The following is a 17,292-nucleotide window of genomic DNA, read 5'->3' on the forward strand; positions in this document are numbered from 1 at the left end:
AACAGCAAATTCTGTTCCAAAAATCGTGGAGGAGGTGAATCCGAGATTAACCTATGTTGATTAGAGGGGCATGGTTCACGCAACGAATGCCGAACTGTTCGCCCTTCTGCAGCGATTGAGGAGGCTAAACGGTTCTGCCGCCAATAGCCGACAATACGGTCGTCCAAGCATTGTTCGGCCAAGGGGCCAAAAGGCGACGAAAGCTATCCCAGCTCTACTGGGGATGTCCTAGCCGCAGCACGCGCCCTTGCCATTCTCTTGAATGGGGGGGCATGGCACGGTGCCGTAGGAGCAAAACACGCAACAGTCACCTGCTTTGGGCTTCAACCTAATGCCGCAGCCCTTACAGTCGTAGAAGAACTGGCAGGCGTCCGTCGGCATGGTCTCTTTGGTTTTGTGGCCGCAGATGGGACAGGTCAGAGTCGATTGTAATTCCATTACCGGGCTTTCCTGATGACCTTCAAAAGTGGGCGTTCCAGATGGCCCCATGCTGCCGCTGTCCCGACGAGTACGGTCGCAACGAATAGGACGACCGCTGTACCGATGGCACCGCGCCGTCCGAAGTATACACACCAAGCAATGCCGACCAATACCGCGCTCGCAATCAACAATGGTGTTCGATAGTCGACAATTGCTTCAAGCACGGCAAAAGCGCTGGCACCCGCACCAAGGCCGCCAAGGGCGAGCGGCAAGGCAGCACGATGCCGAGAGCACTGCGCGGTCCCAGTCACTAGGCCAGCGGTCGTGAGAATACCTGCAAGTCGGTTGCGGATCATTCCCCAACGCAATATCCGCCATCGGCGGTCATGCCCATTCACAGTTCTGCGGGGTCGGCTGGATGTCCGCTGGGGTCACGAGTGGCCCTGTTACAGTGAGCGGGGATAGTCCGGTTTGTGCCCGAAGCCGATATCGACTTAACCTCCTAGCGATTGTTGGCATACTCGATTGCTGCCGCTTTGCAGGCCGCAAGTTTCAAACAAGCCAGCACAGCGCCATCGCGCAAGGCATTCTCATACGAATCGTCTTTGTGGTTCGCGTGAAGATAGGCCCCGAGCAAGGCCGCAGCGACCAAGACCACGACGTAACGGGCTCGCTCCAAAATCAGCCGCGCTTTGGGGTTCTTCTGAATGCGAGTGACCGTCGCTAAGAAAATGGCCGGTGTGCTCACAAGAAGGATGGCAACTTGGAAGCCGCCGGATTCGATATCCAGCCGCCTGAGAACCTGATGTTCGAGCCAAAGGCAGAGCGCAACGACGCTCCAGATGGTGGCCCAGTAGCTGGCCATATCGAAGAGAACCTTGATGGGGTCGTCGTCACGCAGCTTCGGGGCGGTGCCCTCCGTGCTGGTCATTCTTGCGTTCCTCATTATCAGTGGAGAGCCGATTGTAGACGATAGTCATCATGTCTCAACGAGAAAATGGGACTCATAGTCCGTAGACCTAGAGTCATCATGATGGCCTGCTCTCGGGGATGGATGACGAGACCGGGATCGTTGATGTGGTGGCGGAGGCTGTGCGGAAGGCCCGTAAGGGGCTCGGCCTGTCCCAAGAGGATTTGGCCCTAGAGGCGGGGCTAGACCGGACCTACGTCAGTCAGGTGGAGCGGGGCACTCGCAACTGCACCATCATCGTCCTGGCCCGCTTGGCGAAGGCCCTCAAGACGACCCCTGACCGATTGCTTGTCCCCCAGCGGAAGGGGCGGGCTTAGTCCCTCTATCTCGTCCGGTGTCAGCGTGGGCGGTCACTTTGAACACCTGACCCACGTCGCGCGGCAGCGCGGGAGGCCGGGAGTCATGCAATGAGCAAAACATAGAGGAAGAGGGCAGCAAGGAGGAGCGCCCAAAAGTCCCACGCCAACAGAAGCCAGTTGTGCTTGCGCATGGTGATCTCGCCTCCCTCTATTCAGAAGGGGTGCGCAATAAGGCATGCTTGATGTACCTCAAAGGATGGGGACTAGAAGGCGCCCCCATGGGGACGTGGCGGTCGCTCACCCGAGCAGAGGTGACCCTTCAGGGCTGGGGGTGATCCTTAGAGCCCGCATGTTGGGATCACTCTAAGGAGGGGTGGTGTCACCCTCCCAACTTGAGGGCATCCCTTAGAGGACCCGAGATCGACCTCTAACCTCTAAACTCCGAGTTTCCCCCTCTAGCTTCCTCCTCCATTAGCGGAGGCATAAGAGTTATGTTATTGCGATTATTGATGAATTTTCACTGAGACAATCGCGCAGGGCGAGCGGCTCCAGCGTCGAAACACGGCCCCCATCGCTTCCTGCGCCACTCCCATGTGGGATTTCGCGACGAGCACCGCGTCGTGAAGGGGCAGGGCGGTGACTCCCGCAGCCGATAACTCCGTGAGAACCTCGATCAGCATGTCGCTTTCGATGCGCATCAGTTGGAAGCCAAGGCCCTTCCCAAACAGATGAGCGATGGGAGCGTGCTTCGCGGAGAGCATCTCGATTGCCGTTCGGAGATTGGTGCCGTCCGGAAAGTGTCGGTGCGTGTCTTCGGGCCAATTCTTCAGCGGCCCCCGCGAGAACAGTAGCGCGTTCATTAGCTTCTTGCAGCCATCGCGGCCGGTGCGGTTACCGAAAATATCATAGAGGTCGCCCTCAGGCTGAGGCGCTCCGGCCCGCACATAGGCGAGGCGCGGGAAAAGTTGTCCATAATCGACCTCCGCCACGCGTTGGCCGTCGATACGGATGCGCTTGCGTTCTGTCCGCTCCATCCAGAGCCAAAAGGCGGCGCCTGCGAGACGGCCTCCGTGCTGCCATGTACCGTTGTTGAAGATGCGCCTCAGCGAGCGACGATAGGGTGCGATGACATGACCGTCCTTTCCTAAAGAGGGACCGGACTTGTCTTGGCCCGCGATTTCAATGTCAGCCTCGCGCAAGAATTTATTTATGGCTCGGACTTGCTTCCCGAACTTTTTAGACTGAGCAGTCTCGCGATGACTGATAACCGCGGCGTTCCCGTCCTCGTCTTTTCCTTCCTTCAGAATGACCACCACAGGCTCGTCAATCTGGTGGATCTCGCGCCATGCAGGTGGACACAGGGGAAGATGGTCTGCAAGGCGCCCTCGCGGTTCGACAAGCGACGGCATTTTCGACCTAGCGGAGATCCTATAGCCGCGCCGTCCCTCCGCGATGAGACCCGTTGCGGACATGAGATCGATGGCATCGAGAAAGTGTTGACCAAACACTGGGTTTGACTTCGCGTCCCCTTGCCAGATAACGGCATGTGACCTGGGCACAGCAAGCTTAGACTTACTCCCTGTAGACTCTAGCAGAATGAGATTGCAGGCCAGTGCCTCCACGGCCACGTAGAATTTCGCGGTGTCCGCATCCTTTCGCGCTCGCTTACGAGAGCCTCTCGCGGCCTCGTGGGCTAACAACGTCTCTGCCAGCCTTCGAACCGAACCCTGAAGCTCCGCGCTCTTCGCGCGAAGCTGGGGATCAAACATCATGGGCTGCGATAGGGAGGGCATAGGGTTCCGTGCTTAAAGTGATCCGCTAAAACATCGAACATGCACGTACCGTCGAATGGCCACCTGATGTCTCGCAAGCGAGGTCGTTGCGCGAAATTCTCAGGAAGGGCCTAAGACAGCTTCGGTTGGCGGCCAAAGCGCTGCCGATAGGCCAAGACGCCCGGGAGGTGCCGTTCCAAGACAAGCTCGCAAGGCTTCTCCAGCAAGCGACCCATGACGCGTAAAACCTGTCCAGTCGATCTAGGATAGGCCCGCTTTTTTGAACTCACCCATCCTGTGCCGCTCGCTAGTCGATGCACGGCTTTTGCAAATTGAACCGTCCGAAACTCCCGTGGCCGGTGTCCATTGGATTCCGCAAGGGCGGTGACCGCCAAGACGATACAGAGAATGCGTTCGGGCTCGACCTGCGCGACACGTAACCTCGCCAGCGCTATCTTCGCCCGTTTGGCAGCCGACATGCCCTTCAGCCTAGTTGCGATCTCGACCGGCCCAGCTTCGTCCAATGTCGTTCGGAGGCCGGCTATAGCTGCGGCGATGAACTTATCCTTTGCTGCCAAAAGGCGGACGTAAGCGTTGGCGGCGGTCAGATACGGCTTTAGTTCAGCAGCCGTGTAGGTGTTGAGCCAATAGCTGCCGTGCCGCGCCCGGTGCTCAACGTGCTTGCGGCAGTGATTGGGAGCCAGCCCCTCCTGGGCAGCCTTCATGGTTAGTCGACCGCAGCCGGGAACGACGCAATGTGTTGCCGCTCTGTCGCTCTCCAGAGCTATTCGGCGCTTGACGAGCGACCGCCGCCGCAACCTTTCAGCCGGCGCTGGCATGATCCCACCGCGGATCGCCATCGAGGCGACCGTCCAGTTCGTCGCGGTGCCACCTCTCCGCAGTAACAAAGAGCGATTGCAAAACATCCGGGAGGCTGCGCAATCCATCATGTTGCCCGTTGTCGAGAGCTAGCTTCGCGAGCCTAAGCCAAGTCTCTTGGGTTTGCAGCGGTTCGCCACGAAACTCGAGCAACACCGATTCGGATGGAATAAAAACTCGGTGGTGTCCGGTCCGTTTAGGGTGGAGTCTCGCATCCGGTGGCGCGTTGAATAGGATGCGGTCCAAGCGCGATTGGCCTTTGATTCCCATCTTTTGAGCCAGAGCCTCCGGCAGGTAGATGTTCATCGGATAGATCAGCTTTTCTTCCCGCCTCTGGACCTTGCGTTTTGCTCTATCTCCCTGATGTGAATCTCCGTCCAGTCTCAACCGAATGCCCGGTATGACCTCGAACGCCCGCATAATCGCGAAGTGGATGGGCAGCACATAGCGAGTCTTCTGATCGCCGATGCTTTCCGATTGGGTGAGTCGAAAGCCCACCAACGCCTGCCCTTTATGCGCCAACAGCTCCAAATCAACGCCTAGAATGGAGGGGCGCCGCGTATCGAGAAGATAGCGCAGAGGCTCTAAGTCGGGAGCGTTTGAACTCCCCCTGCACTGTGCTGCTCTCGCGGCCCATTCGCTAACGACTGTGAGTGCTTCGGCGATGGTCAGTTTTTTCAATTCCATTGTAATGCACCAAGTATGGACGACACGAATATGGGGTCGCATCGGCAAACAAACAATATCAGGACTGCGCTCCAGAAACTGCGCGATCCGAACGCTTTCTGCCGAGTCGCGACTGTATGCGCATGACCTGAAGGGCTGACCAAGTGGTGCTCCCTCGTGCTGTAGGTACTCCCCGTGCTGTTAGTGCCCTAGCTATATCGGTGGGTGTGCTGTTGCCTTCACAGCGCAGTTCATCCAACAGAGGTGCGAGGTCATTGGCTCGTCGCTGAGCGAGCCCGACCTGTGTGTCCCGGCCCTTAGCTCTCGCCTTGCTGGACAAGGTGGCTCCTCGGTTGCCTCCGAGCTGCTGCCCCCTTGCCTTCGCCGCTTGGAGTGCAGCTCTGGTGCGAGAGGAGATCAGACCCGCCTCTAGCTCCGCGACGGCTGCCATCTGTTGGAGCATGAAGCGCCCGGTGGGTCCCTCAATGGTGGGGAGGTCTGCGAACCTCACATCAACACCTGCCTCCAGGAGCCTCGACAGGAAGCCCACCGAACGGGTGAGTCGATCCACCTTGGCGACCACCAAGGCTGCTTGGTGCACCCGAGCCGCGGTGAGTGCTTGGTCGAGGGCCGGTCTGTCACTGCGCTTCCCACTCTCGATCTCGGTGAACTCAGCCACCACCTTCGCTGTGCGGTCGCCGAGATAGTTTCCTACAGCGGTCCTCTGTGCCTCCAGGCCTAGGCCTGAAGCTCCCTGCTTGCGGGTAGACACTCGGTAGTAAGCGACAAACCGTTGCTTCACCTTCATGCTTCACTCTCGCCTATGAACAACTTAGCCAACGTCCGTTGACACCATTGTTATTGACGTGGGATTCGCTCGCCAACGGGCAGGAAGTGAGTCAAATCGACTCAGGGCGAAGCGTCTTCAACGCGCCCGCCCATCACGGAAGCGCTGCGAGCGCAGTGCGTGCCGGAGCGCGGGATTGTGTGATGAAGGATGCTTCAGAAGTTGGGTAAGGGGTGCGGGGGGAAAGCGGCAAGCTGCCGCCACGAGGTCAGTTCTGAGATGAGCTACCCAAAACGCAATTCCGGCCGGGCAACAACCTAGCAGGCCGAATGATGAGAATCGCCGGGCGAATACGCCTCTCCTCTCATCGTGATTGAGCCTCGATTATTTTCGGCCAGTCCGGCATCCTCGGACACCTCTCCGTGCCACACACAAAGGGTACTGCGAGTTCTTCGGCGATAAGTCTTTCACCAATGTTTGCTCCATCGAGCAAGAGAATGGCGCACTTGCGTCGGTGATTACATAAGCCCTTTGCGATCTTCGCTTGGGAGCACGAACAGGGCACGGGTCGGAGGTCCAATGAACCGCTACGGAGCAGCTCCCCAAATCGTTCCTTTGCGATCAGCGCTACCGCCCTCTCGTCGGGCCCTACGCTCCTCCAGCGCGATGCGATTTCCGGCGTGTCATAGCCGACCAACCTGTATGTCGTCCCCCGAACCTGAATGGTGTCACCGTCCCGAATGACAATCTCGGTATGAATTATTGGATCGGCCAAGGCGCCGATTGAGCTGCACAGGGCTATCAGGCTGAAGATGAAAACGCGAAAGATCATAATGGCTTTCATAGTCCACTGGCCGGGATGAAAGACTTGGTTAACCCTACCTGACAAAATTAATCGTCGTTACGCGAAAGTAAAAGCGCTTGTTGGCTTCTTAACCGCATTCATGGGCCCATTGTGGAGTGGGGCCTATGGCTAAGAGTTCAGTACGCGTTGCGGCTACTTCGCCAAACAAATTATTCTTCGGGGATAATCTCGAAATACTACGTCAGCAAATCAAAGACGAGAGCGTGGACCTCGTCTATTTGGACCCGCCGTTCAATAGTCAGGCGCGGTACAATGTCCTATTCAAGAGTCCGGTTGAAGACGTTACTTCTGCACAGGTTGGCGCATTCTTGGATTTCTGGTCATGGCATACCGGAGAAGCCGAGGCCGCATATCATGAAATCATGACCAGCGTCGGCGGGCCTACCGCCACGTTTGTCTCTGCTTTGAGATCAGCTCTCGGTGAGAGCGATATGATGGCCTATTTGGTGATGATGGCACAGCGGCTCGTGGAGCTTCGTCGTGTTCTCAAGCCGACTGGCTCTCTTTATTTGCATTGCGACCCGACCGCCAGCCATTATCTGAAGATCCTGCTCGATGGCATCTTTGGGCCGGACAAATTCCGAAGTGAGATCATTTGGAAGCGAACGAGCGCACATAACTCGGCCAAGCGCTGGGGACCGATCCACGATGTCATTCTATTCTATAGCGCTTCTGACGAATTCACGTGGGAGGATGTTCATCAGTCCTACGATCAGGAGTACATCAATTCGTTCTTCGTGCATGAAGACCCTGACGGGCGGAAGTGGCGACGTGCAGACCTAACCGGCGCCGGGACCCGAAATGGCGAGAGCGGTAAGCCTTGGAGAGGCATATCCGTAAGCGCAAAGGGCCGTCACTGGGCGGTGCCTCATGGTGAGCTTGATAGGCTCGATGCGGCAGGAAGGATTCACTGGCCACAGAAGCAGGGGGGCATGCCACAGCGTAAGCGCTACGTTGACGAACTGCCCGGAATGCCCCTTCAAGATTTGGTGCTGGACATCAAGCCGGTTCACAACGTCGGTCAAGAGCGCCTTGGATATCCAACGCAAAAGCCCGTCGCGCTTCTCGACCGAATAATCCGTGCTTCAACCAAGCCGGGCCAAATCGTCCTTGATCCCTTCTGCGGGTGCGGGACTACGGTGCATGCGGCGCAGGCTGCTAAGCGCAACTGGATCGGGATCGACGTGTCTATTCACGCCATCCATGTGATCGAAGGGCGATTGAAGGATGCATTCGGAAAGTCCAATGTGCCTAGCGCCGAAGGTATTCCCGCTGATTACGCTTCCGCCGCTCGTTTGGCGAATTCCAATCCCTTCCAATTCCAATGGTGGGCCAATTACCTGCTAGGAGCACATCGAATCAACGAAGTTAAGAAGGGGGCAGATCGCGGGATCGATGGGGAGCTATTCTTTCCAAATGGTCCAGGCCGTGCCTATGGCAGAATGATTATCTCGGCTAAAGCGGGCCATACCGGGCCTGCGCATGTTAGAGAGCTTCGCGGCGTCATTGAGCGCGAGAAGGCCGAAATGGGACTCTTCGTATGCTTGGAGCGTCCTACGCCATCAATGCTTCGCGAAGCCACGTCAGCGGGTTTCGCTGATGTGGTCCATGGTCGGACGCCGCGACTTCAGATCGTCAGCATCGCGGATTGGTTCGAAGGGAAGAAGCCGCGCCTTCCCCCGGTGGAGCAGATTCACAGCGCTGTCTTTGAGACAAAGAGCAGGGGGGCTAAGCGGCCTGACCCGAACGCTCCTGAATTGCCGCTAAGCTTCGTCGGGGGTAAGTCGGCCGTGAGGCCCGAAATGCTAACCCAGCACCTCAATCCGCTTACTGTTCCCAGCTCATCGAGGGCAAAGACGGGCTAATATGGCGTAAGTCCTTGATCCGTAAAGTCGGCGTCGCTAGATTGCAGGTGGCGGCGCGGGGGTGCCATTGGTTGCAGCACAAGATTCGATCCGATCGAGCTTCAGCAGAGTGCGGTGCTAGTTATGGCTAAGCAGGCCGAACTAGATCGGGGAACGCTGTCGTTCACAATCGAGAGCAGAATCTTACGAGAACTGGGCGAGCGGCTGGTTAAGCAGCCCGAGGTCGCAGTAATCGAACTAATCAAGAATGCCTACGATGCGGACGCCACCGTCTGCAGCATTGACTACGAGCCCGGTCATTCGATCACGATTGCCGACAACGGCGGCGGCATGACCCTTACGCGTTTTGCCACGTCGTGGATGAGAATAGGGACGAGCTCGAAGGAAGGCGTCAACGTGAGCGCCAAATTTGGGCGCCTAATCACCGGAGAGAAAGGCATTGGCCGTTTCGCCGTCCGCTTCCTGGGCCGCAAGTTGCAGTTAGAAAGCGTTTCTTTCGACTCGCAGTTCAGGCGGCGAACCAAACTCATTGCCGACTTCGACTGGCCGCAGTTCGATCAGCACGAAGACTTGGGCAAAGTTCGTGTGCCCTATCGACTCGAAGAAGCGGGAGACGACGCTCAGTCGGGTACGACGCTCACGATTAGCCAGCTTCGGGAAGAAGCCGAGCGTCTAGACTTGAAGCGCGTCCGTACCGGCTCGCTAAGCATCCTCACGCCGCTACGTTCATTGCTCCGCGAACACAGTGAGCGGGAAGGCTCACGCGGTGGACAGATCGATCCTGGCTTCAGCCTGAAGATCGGCCGGGACGATGCCGACGAGGACGAAGGCGATGTTGCCCTCGAAATTTTGAACCACTTTGTTTTCAGAGCACAACTAAGCGTTCGAGGAAGAAAGCTTCGTCTCCGGGTTTATAAGCGGGGGAGTGAGGAGCCATATTTTCAGGTTGAGGATACAATCGAGAATCACGTTGGGGACGTTTACTCGGACCTACGATGGTTTCCACGGCGTGGGGGAACGTTTAGAGGCCTGTCGGTGGATGGCCGGGTAGCCCAGCGTTGGGTGATTGAAAACGGCGGGGTCGCTGTCTTCGATCGCAGCTTTCGCGTTCAGCCATACGGATCGCCGTCAGATGATTGGTTGCAGCTCCAGGCGGACGTGGCGCGAAGGCGACGAGAGCCTCGCTCTCCTCTCGCCCTGAAATATTTCCCCATGGCGGCTCAAGTTAAGTCGTCCACCGCTGAGAACTGGATGTTGCGTCTACCTCAGTCAGCTCAGCTCGTGGGTTTCGTGCAAGTGGATGCGCGTCATAGCCAGACATTGAGCCGGGGGCGGACTGGGTTGGTGGCCTCAGCCGACCGGGAGGGTTTTGTCGAGAACGAGGCCTTCAACGAGCTGCGCCGAATGGTCCGTGGTGCAGTCGAGGCGATGGCATTCTGTGATAGGCGCAGTCAACAAGAGCAGGAGAAAGCAAAGCATCGCGAGATGCTGGCAACCATCCGTCGCGAAACGCGATCCGCAATTGCTGAGATCGAAGCGAACCCCCTCATAACTGCCGCTCAGAAGTCCCGCATCGTTAATGCCCTAGCTGAAACGCAAACGCTAGCAGCGCAGCATCAGCAAGCAGCGTATGAGCGGGAACAGCAACTCGAAGTGATGAGCCTGCTCGGCGTTGTGGCGGGCTTTATGACGCATGAATTCGGATCGGCGCTGCACGAGCTAGAGGCGACGCATAAAGAGCTTCTGATCATTTCTAAGCAGCACCCAAAATTGGCGGGAGCTGCTGCTAGCTTCGCAACTCACATAAAAAACCTCCGAGAATTTGTTACCTATTCCTCTGGGTATATTCAGGGCGCCAAGGCGCGACCTGCCAAGCCCTATCCCGCTAAGCCGAGACTTGCACAAGTGAAACGCATCTTCGGACGCTATGCGGAAGATCGAAACATCGAAGTGGAAATTGAGGCCGAAGCAGACTTGGAGGCGCCTATGGTGCCGCCAGCCCTGTACAACGGTCTTGCTCTGAATCTCTACACCAATGCGCTAAAGGCAGTCACAGCTAAGGCAGGCCGCAAGGCAGGTAAGATTTGCTTTCGGGCCCGGAACACTGACCGATGGCACATCCTAGAAGTTCTAGACACAGGTATTGGTATCCCCAGCGCTCTGCATGAGCGCGTGTTTGATCCGCTCTTCACCACCACGACGAATTCCGATCGTGATCCATTGGGCTCGGGCATGGGTCTAGGCCTCGCTTTAGTCCGGCGCGGTGCGGAGGCTTTTGGTGGAAAGGCAGAGGTTATCGCCGCCCCCTCGGATTATTCGACGTGCATTCAAATCAGGTTGCCTCTTAGTGAGAGTTAGAGATGGCTATCAAACAGGCGGCAATGCCGAGAATCCTGCTGGTCGATGACAAGCAAGAGGTTCTCGACGCGCTCCAAGCGGCTGTAAGAAAGCAATTAGAAGGCACCGATGTCGAGGTGGATGTCTGGTTGCCGTCAATTGACGATGGCGATCCGATCCAGAAACTTGACTCGCTTATCAGCCCAAGCACCGTGCTCGTTGCTACGGACTACGATTTGACCAGCAAGGTGCGTGGTCTTTTTGGCCTGACCGTCGTAGCGAGGTGCCAGCAAAAGTTGGTTCCTGTCGGAGACTTCTCCCGTGGCAACATCGACGCCCTGCCGAAGGAGCCGAGCCTCTTCGAATTGCGCGTTCCGAACACGGATGACGAGGGGGCGAGCTTCATTGCATCAACCTTCCACGGATTCGCGGGAATGTGGGCGGCCCTGAAGTCAGATGACGCTCTAATACAGAAGAACAAAGTGAGTCTGGCGGCGGTGCTCGCAAGCCTATTGCACAGGCCGGAGTTGGAAAACCAATTCGCGCTCTATATGGCTCGTCTGGGCGCGGCAAACTCCTCGATACTTGAGCGCATAAAGGAGTTTTCGGGACCGGCCGATCCGTCTGTGGAAGATAAGCGTCGTCTTCTTGTCTATGTACTCGGCCACGTCCTTTGTAATGCAATTTTGAAATATCCAGGGCCGATCCTCTCAACAAAAGCACTAACGGCATATTGCGCTACTGCGGATGATGAGAGTGCGGAGCTTTCAGAACTCTTTAAGGCGGCAGCCTATGAAGGTCCATTTGGACAGTTCTCAAAATTCTTCTGGCGTGATGCTGTTGACGAAATAATCGAGCAGCTAAGCGCCGGGGTCAATGTCCAGCAATCGCAGTCGTTCGCAGAATTTAACCGGCGCGTGATTGAAGAGCACATTCAGCGCCCGCTTTCCGATCACTCGTGTTCGCGATGCGGTGGAAAAAATGGGGGCTTTTGGTGCCCCTTTACTCAACGGCCAGTTTGCATGCGTGAAGACTGCTCGGTGCCAACTACGAGTTGGGTCCCGCAAGGGGCGCAGTTGTGCCGAGTCGAGAAGGATTTTTATGAAGAGTGGGCGCCGCTTTTAGGGCTTTGAGGAAATGAATAGAGCTGAAGTGCACGCGTTAAGGCGTGTTACGACCGGATGGACAAATCTCACGGCGTCTATAAGCAGGATGTATCAATCTGGCGCCATTCGTCCTGGGAATCCAAACGACATTTTCCAACCGGATGCCGGCGATGCAGCATCACCAAACGATGCCACGTTCACTATCCGGCCAATCGTCTTCAATCTTCCGGAAGCGCCGGGTGGTCAGCCGACTCTCTTTATCGCTCTCAAAGGGTGGCTCTCATTTAGCGACGTTCAGTTAGGAGCCGGGCCTATGAAGACAAAGTCGTTCGGCACAGAGATGGGGTACTTTCGTCGGAGGAATTCCCGCCTTGAGCACATCTATGGTGTGCACTTCGATCTGGACGAGGCCAAGCCGGGCCACCCGGTCTTTCACGCCCAAGTATCGTCTCAATCCCGACTGGGAGAGTCGGTACGCGAGCTTTACCGCTTAGAGGACGAAATCGTAAACGAGTTCTCGCCCAAGCTAGGGAACATCCGAATCCCCTCGGCTCAGATGGATGTTTTCTCGGTCGTCATCCAAATCTGCGCAGATCACCATCTCGCTCTGGGCGGGGCGGGTGCGCCGGTCAAAGCCGAATTCGACAAAATACGCCAAACGAACTCGTTCTTTCTGGGCGCGGCCCATCGAATGCCCTTCTTGAATTCACCGCCCGCGACGGGCTGCTACCGCTCGGCACATTGGTACGGCTGACGGTGACTTCGCCCAGGCAATTCCCGGGAGACGGCTCAGCCCCGCTTTAATGCACACCACTGTGTAACATTCGGTAGGGGCTATTGAAAATCGTCAATGGTTTCAATAAGATTGGGCATGGCCAAGGCAATCCTTTCCTGGGCACCATCTTTTCCCTTTGAATGCTCCCTCGAAGACGGAGAGCCGAGGTCCGCGGGCGATCGGCCCATCGGCGGCTTCTGCGCAACAATATTGCGAAAATCGATCCAGAAACCTCGATCCAAGAATCGTTGAGGACCGCCGTTTTTTTCTGGCATGCTGTACTTGTTCCGATCTCCTTAGAAGGAGCTGTTCGTGACGGGGGGCCGCATAGAACGAACTGCACGATCTTTCGGCTTTGGGCCGTTTCTCCTTCTTCCCGAACGCCAATTGCTGCTCAACGGCGAAGTACCAGTCCGGATCGGGGGCCGCGCGCTAGACATCTTGACGGCACTGGTCGAGCGGCCAGGCGAAATCGTGACCAAGCAGGAGCTGTTCGCGCGGGTCTGGCCGAACACAATTGTCGAAGAAGCAAATCTCAAGGTCAACATGAATGCCCTGCGACGGGCACTCGGCGATGGGCCCGAGTCGGCGAAGTACATCGCGACTGTAACCGGGCGTGGCTATCGATTCATCGCGCAGGTCCATGCAGCCGAAGAAGGGATCTCGGCTGGAGCGGCAACGGGTGGTCAAGGTCTCCCGACGGCAACAGCGCGCATCTTCGGCAGGACGGCTGTCATTGATGCAATCCTGCACGATATGAATGCATCGAAGATCGTATCGGTTGTGGGGACCGGCGGTGTCGGCAAAACGACGGTCGCTGTAGCGGCAGCTCACGAGGCGGCTCGTCGGCGCGCCCACGGCGCCACGTTCGTGGACCTTGCGAAAATCAGCGACCCGCAGTTCGTGCCTGCGGCGATCGCCTACGCGCTCGGGCTTGGCGTAACGGGCGGGGACCCGCTGTCGAGCGTCCTGCATGCTTTGAAGCTGCAGCAAAAGGTCCTCCTGTTCGACAATTGCGAGCACCTACTTCCTTCCGTAGCTATTGCAGTTGATCGGCTTGCGCGCCACCTCGATGGTGTGCGCATTCTCACAACGAGTCGCGAGCCGCTCGGGCTGAGCGGCGCGGAGCGGATACATCGGATCCGCGGACTAGAATGCGATCCCAGTGAAAGTCCCGCGGCGGACGAGGCTTGCAAGTTTCCCGCGGTCGAGTTGTTTGCCACGCGCGCAACCGAGCGGTCGGGATATCGGCTAACTGATGCCGACGCCCCGGCGGTGGCGGAAATCTGCCGTCGGCTTGATGGCAACGCGCTTGCCATCGAGCTCGCCGCAACACAAACGGCCGCCTTCTCGCCGGCACGCATCCTGCACATGCTGGACGAGAGTTTCCGCCTCCTCAATCTCGGCCCACCTGGCGCGCCTCAGAGACAGCAGTCGCTCCTGGCGACACTCGACTGGAGCTACAGCCTCCTTTCCGAGCGTGAGGCCGCATTGCTGTGTGAAATCTCCGTGTTCGCGGGGGTCTTTAGTGTCGATGGGGCAGCCGCCGTGTCGAACGGAAGGCGCGCTGAGGGAATGGATACACTCGCCAAGCTTGCCGCGAAGTCGCTGCTGGCGATGGATACGAATGCCGACCTGGTCACCTACCGCCTCTTGGAAACAACACGCGCCTATTGCGCGGAGCGCCTGCGGGTCAGCGGTGAGGATCAGGCGGTCCGCAGCCGTCATGCGGAATATGTATGTGCGGTGCTGGAGCAGGCGGCAAGCGAGTGGTCGCAGCGTCCAGCCCACGAATGGGGCGCCGCCTACCGCCACGTTGTCGACGATCTGCGTGTTGCGCTGGCCTGGGTCGGTCGGGACGAGGCAAATCGGTCGCTGCGAATTCGACTGACCGTCGCAGGCCTTCTGCTCTGGAATCATTTTTCGCTGATCCAGGAATGCCACGTCCATGTTTCACGGGCGGTCGAGGAACTCGATGCCGCGGGACTCGCCGGGACGACCTTCGAGATGAAGTTCAAGCTGTGGCTCGGCGCCTCGACGATGATCACGCGTGGCCTGAAGCCCGCGGCCATGGCTGCCTTGCGACGAGCATCAGAGATCGCCAATCGGATTGGTGACACCGACTATCGGCATCGTTGCCTGATGTTGATTGCGGCATTTGAACTCTTTACGGGTGAGTACGACGCTGGAATACGCACAATCAAGACATTCGCCTCGGTAGCCGCAGCGGATGATCCTTCGATCCTTCCCGAGGGCGAAGTTCACTTAGGCATAGCAGACCTTTTTCTCGGTCGTCTTCAAGACGCCCAGCAGCGGCTCGAAGCCCTCCAGCAGCGCGATATACGGTATTTTAACCGTTCGTATAGCGTTCGGTACTTGGCCGACATCGTCATTCTGTTGGAATGCGCGCTATCTCAGGTCTTGTGGTTGAGGGGCTTGCCAGACTCTGCCAGCCGTACGGCGGCCGCCGCCTTTGAGCGTGCCCGTCCGGGCCACCATCACCTCTCGCTGAATAACGCGCTCACATACTCATGTCCGGTTTTCTATTGGTGCGGGCGTTACGAGGAATGTGATCAATACGTCGAATTGCTCGCCGAACATGTCGAGAGGCAGGGACTAACCACGAGACGGCCGATTGCCAGTTTCTATCGCGCTGCTTTAGCGTACGAGAAAGGCGGCGCTTCGTCGGACACGATTGATTCCCTTAAGGAAGCGATCGAGGAGTTCCGCAATGTCAATTACCTCGTGCGGATTCCGTACTACCTCAGTGTTCTGGCAGATGCGCTTGCCCGTGGTGGACGGCTCGGCGAAGCCGAATCAATAATCCTGACCGCAATAAATACTGCCCGAGCGCGGAACGAAGGCTGGTGCCTTCCGGAAGTCATTCGCGTCCATGCGTCCATTCTCGAGGCCAAGGGTCGGACAAGTGAAGCTGAGGCAAGCCTCATGGAATCGATCGAGCTTGCCCGGGATATCGGTGCGTTGTCATGGCGTTTGCGCGCAGCGAATGATCTCGCGAAGCTCTGGTGCGCCCGGTCGCGAAGGGATGATGCTCGCAAGCTATTGCTGCCGATCTACGACGAATTTACCGAAGGTTTCCAGACGAGGGATCTACGCGTCGCAAGCGACCTGCTGGCTAGGCTTGCAAGCTCCGGAGATGGCAGAGCGGCCTGAAACACTGCATCGATCCGACGTTCACTTGCTCCTCGCGTCTTCCAGCCGGTGAGCACAGCGAACGCGGTAGAGGTCCCGATGGAAGCCCAGATCGGTCCTCTCCCCCTTCACACCATCCTTTTCCCCGTCCGCTCCGCCACCGCCTTCTGCACGAAATACATCATCACCAGCGTGACGATCGTCGTGGTCACGACGACGTAGCCGATCCGGTCAAAATGGAGCAGGGCGCCGTCCGCGCCTTGCGCGATGATCGCAGCCGCGAGCACCGAGCCGAGTCCGCCGGAGAGCTGCTGCAGCGAAGCGCTGACCGCGCTGAACGAGCCGCGCTGGCTCGCATCGGGAATCGCCGACATCAGCGCCTGCGACGGGATCATGCGCGAGAAGATGCCGACGAACATCAGCACGTTGACGATGATCGCCGTGACGAGCGAGACGTGGCCGAGATGGGTGTAGATCAGCACCATGAGGACGGTCATGGCGCAGCCGAACACGAAGGTCGGATATTTGCCGAAGGCGTCGCTGGCGCGGCCGACCAGCGGCCCGGTGACGATGCTGAACAGGCCGGAGACGAGATAGATCGTCGGCAGATGCGTGATGTCGATGCCGAGATTATGCACCGTGTAGGCGCTGGAGAACGGCATCAGCATGTACCCGCCCGTCGCCAGCAGCGTCGTGACGGCGAAGGCCAGGGTGTAGTGCGGTTCACTGATCGTCGCGACCAGATGATGGAACGGGTTTCTGTCCTGCTTCAGCTTCAGATGCGCGTCGACCGGCTCCATGGCGAAGGCGATGATCGCGATCGTCACGATCGACAGCACGACGATCGCGACGAAGCAGACATGCCAGCTCCAGTGATTGGCGAGAAACAGGCCGGCGGGAATGCCGAGCACCTGGCTGGCGGCGAACGCGGTCTGGATGATTCCCATCACGCGGCCGCGCATCTGCAGCGGAAACAGGTCGGTGATGATGGCGAGCACGACCGCGCCGATCACGCCGCCGAACAATCCGGTCACGATCCGGCCGATCAGCAGCACATGGTAGTTCGGCGCCACCGCGCACAGCAGCGTGCCCAGCGCGAAGCCGACATAGAAGAACAGCAAGAGGCGCTTGCGATCGAAGCGATCGGCAAAGCCGGCGGCGAGGATGCCCGACACTCCCGCGCTGAACGCGTAGGCCGACACCGCGACGCCGAACTGCCCCGCCGTGATGTTGAGCGACGGCATCAGGATGGCGCCGAGCGGCGACATGATGATGAAATCGAGGATGATCGTGAACTGCGTCAGCGCCAGCAGCGCGATGAGGAGCGCCTGGTAGCGCGAGAATCCGCGCGGGCGCTGGTCGTCGATCGGCGCAGCGAGCGTTTGTTCGGTCATGGCA

At 58.1% G+C, this 17,292-nt stretch carries 14 protein-coding genes; 6 read left to right on the forward strand and 8 right to left on the reverse strand.

All coding sequences use genetic code 11. The features are described 5' to 3' along the window. Window positions 1-228 precede the first annotated feature (228 nt). Entirely contained in the window at window positions 229-438 is a 210-nt protein-coding gene (locus ACNJYD_RS01220; protein ID WP_439365106.1) for a GDCCVxC domain-containing (seleno)protein, read from the reverse strand. 484 nt (window positions 439-922) lie between these two features. Beyond that, complete coding sequence (locus tag ACNJYD_RS01225) at window positions 923-1,351, reverse strand: hypothetical protein (protein ID WP_439365107.1); 429 nt, start codon at window positions 1,349-1,351, stop codon at window positions 923-925. Between the two features lie 119 nt (window positions 1,352-1,470). On the opposite strand from ACNJYD_RS01225, the gene ACNJYD_RS01230 reads away from it, so the two are divergent. Next, a complete protein-coding gene (locus ACNJYD_RS01230; protein WP_225128007.1) occupies window positions 1,471-1,707 on the forward strand; it encodes a helix-turn-helix domain-containing protein in 237 nt (78 codons plus the stop codon). Window positions 1,708-2,192: 485 nt separating this feature from the next. On the opposite strand, the gene ACNJYD_RS01235 is transcribed toward ACNJYD_RS01230, so the two are convergent. The 4 genes from ACNJYD_RS01235 to ACNJYD_RS01250 form a co-directional block, all read right to left on the reverse strand. Then, window positions 2,193-3,002 (reverse strand): hypothetical protein, encoded by an 810-nt coding sequence (locus ACNJYD_RS01235; RefSeq protein ID WP_439365108.1) that lies wholly within the window; start codon window positions 3,000-3,002, stop codon window positions 2,193-2,195. A 590-nt stretch (window positions 3,003-3,592) separates the two neighbouring features. After that, complete coding sequence (locus ACNJYD_RS01240) at window positions 3,593-4,186, reverse strand: hypothetical protein (protein ID WP_439365109.1); 594 nt, start codon at window positions 4,184-4,186, stop codon at window positions 3,593-3,595. Window positions 4,187-4,283: 97 nt separating this feature from the next. Further along, window positions 4,284-5,027 carry a hypothetical protein gene (locus ACNJYD_RS01245; protein ID WP_439365110.1) on the reverse strand — a complete coding sequence of 248 codons (744 nt, stop codon included), beginning with the start codon at window positions 5,025-5,027 and terminating at the stop codon, window positions 4,284-4,286. 58 nt (window positions 5,028-5,085) lie between these two features. Continuing rightward, window positions 5,086-5,814: a recombinase family protein gene (locus tag ACNJYD_RS01250; RefSeq protein ID WP_439365111.1), complete on the reverse strand. Its 729-nt coding sequence runs from the start codon at window positions 5,812-5,814 to the stop codon at window positions 5,086-5,088. A gap of 948 nt (window positions 5,815-6,762) precedes the next feature. Here ACNJYD_RS01250 and ACNJYD_RS01255 point away from each other — a divergent pair. From ACNJYD_RS01255 to ACNJYD_RS01270, 4 genes are all read left to right on the forward strand, one after another. Next, window positions 6,763-8,523 (forward strand): DNA methyltransferase, encoded by a 1,761-nt coding sequence (locus ACNJYD_RS01255; RefSeq protein WP_439365112.1) that lies wholly within the window; start codon window positions 6,763-6,765, stop codon window positions 8,521-8,523. A 123-nt stretch (window positions 8,524-8,646) separates the two neighbouring features. Beyond that, window positions 8,647-10,881, forward strand: a complete 2,235-nt coding sequence (locus ACNJYD_RS01260) for a sensor histidine kinase (protein ID WP_439365113.1) — start codon at window positions 8,647-8,649, stop codon at window positions 10,879-10,881. 2 nt (window positions 10,882-10,883) lie between these two features. Further along, complete coding sequence (locus ACNJYD_RS01265) at window positions 10,884-11,993, forward strand: hypothetical protein (protein WP_439365114.1); 1,110 nt, start codon at window positions 10,884-10,886, stop codon at window positions 11,991-11,993. A gap of 286 nt (window positions 11,994-12,279) precedes the next feature. Beyond that, window positions 12,280-12,720, forward strand: coding sequence for a hypothetical protein (locus tag ACNJYD_RS01270; protein ID WP_439365115.1), 441 nt, complete (start codon window positions 12,280-12,282; stop codon window positions 12,718-12,720). Between the two features lie 80 nt (window positions 12,721-12,800). Here ACNJYD_RS01270 and ACNJYD_RS01275 read toward each other — a convergent pair whose 3' ends face one another. After that, complete coding sequence (locus ACNJYD_RS01275) at window positions 12,801-13,016, reverse strand: hypothetical protein (protein WP_439365116.1); 216 nt, start codon at window positions 13,014-13,016, stop codon at window positions 12,801-12,803. Between the two features lie 37 nt (window positions 13,017-13,053). Between ACNJYD_RS01275 and ACNJYD_RS01280 the strand changes: the two genes are divergently transcribed. Then, a complete protein-coding gene (locus ACNJYD_RS01280) occupies window positions 13,054-15,915 on the forward strand; it encodes a winged helix-turn-helix domain-containing protein (protein ID WP_439365117.1) in 2,862 nt (953 codons plus the stop codon). A 107-nt stretch (window positions 15,916-16,022) separates the two neighbouring features. Here the strand turns inward: ACNJYD_RS01280 and ACNJYD_RS01285 are convergent, their stop codons facing one another. Next, a complete protein-coding gene (locus tag ACNJYD_RS01285; RefSeq protein ID WP_439365118.1) occupies window positions 16,023-17,288 on the reverse strand; it encodes an MFS transporter in 1,266 nt (421 codons plus the stop codon). Between the last annotated feature and the right edge of the window lie 4 nt (window positions 17,289-17,292).

The sequence above is a fragment of the Bradyrhizobium sp. SPXBL-02 genome (genome assembly GCF_051853065.1).
Lineage (GTDB): Bacteria > Pseudomonadota > Alphaproteobacteria > Rhizobiales > Xanthobacteraceae > Bradyrhizobium.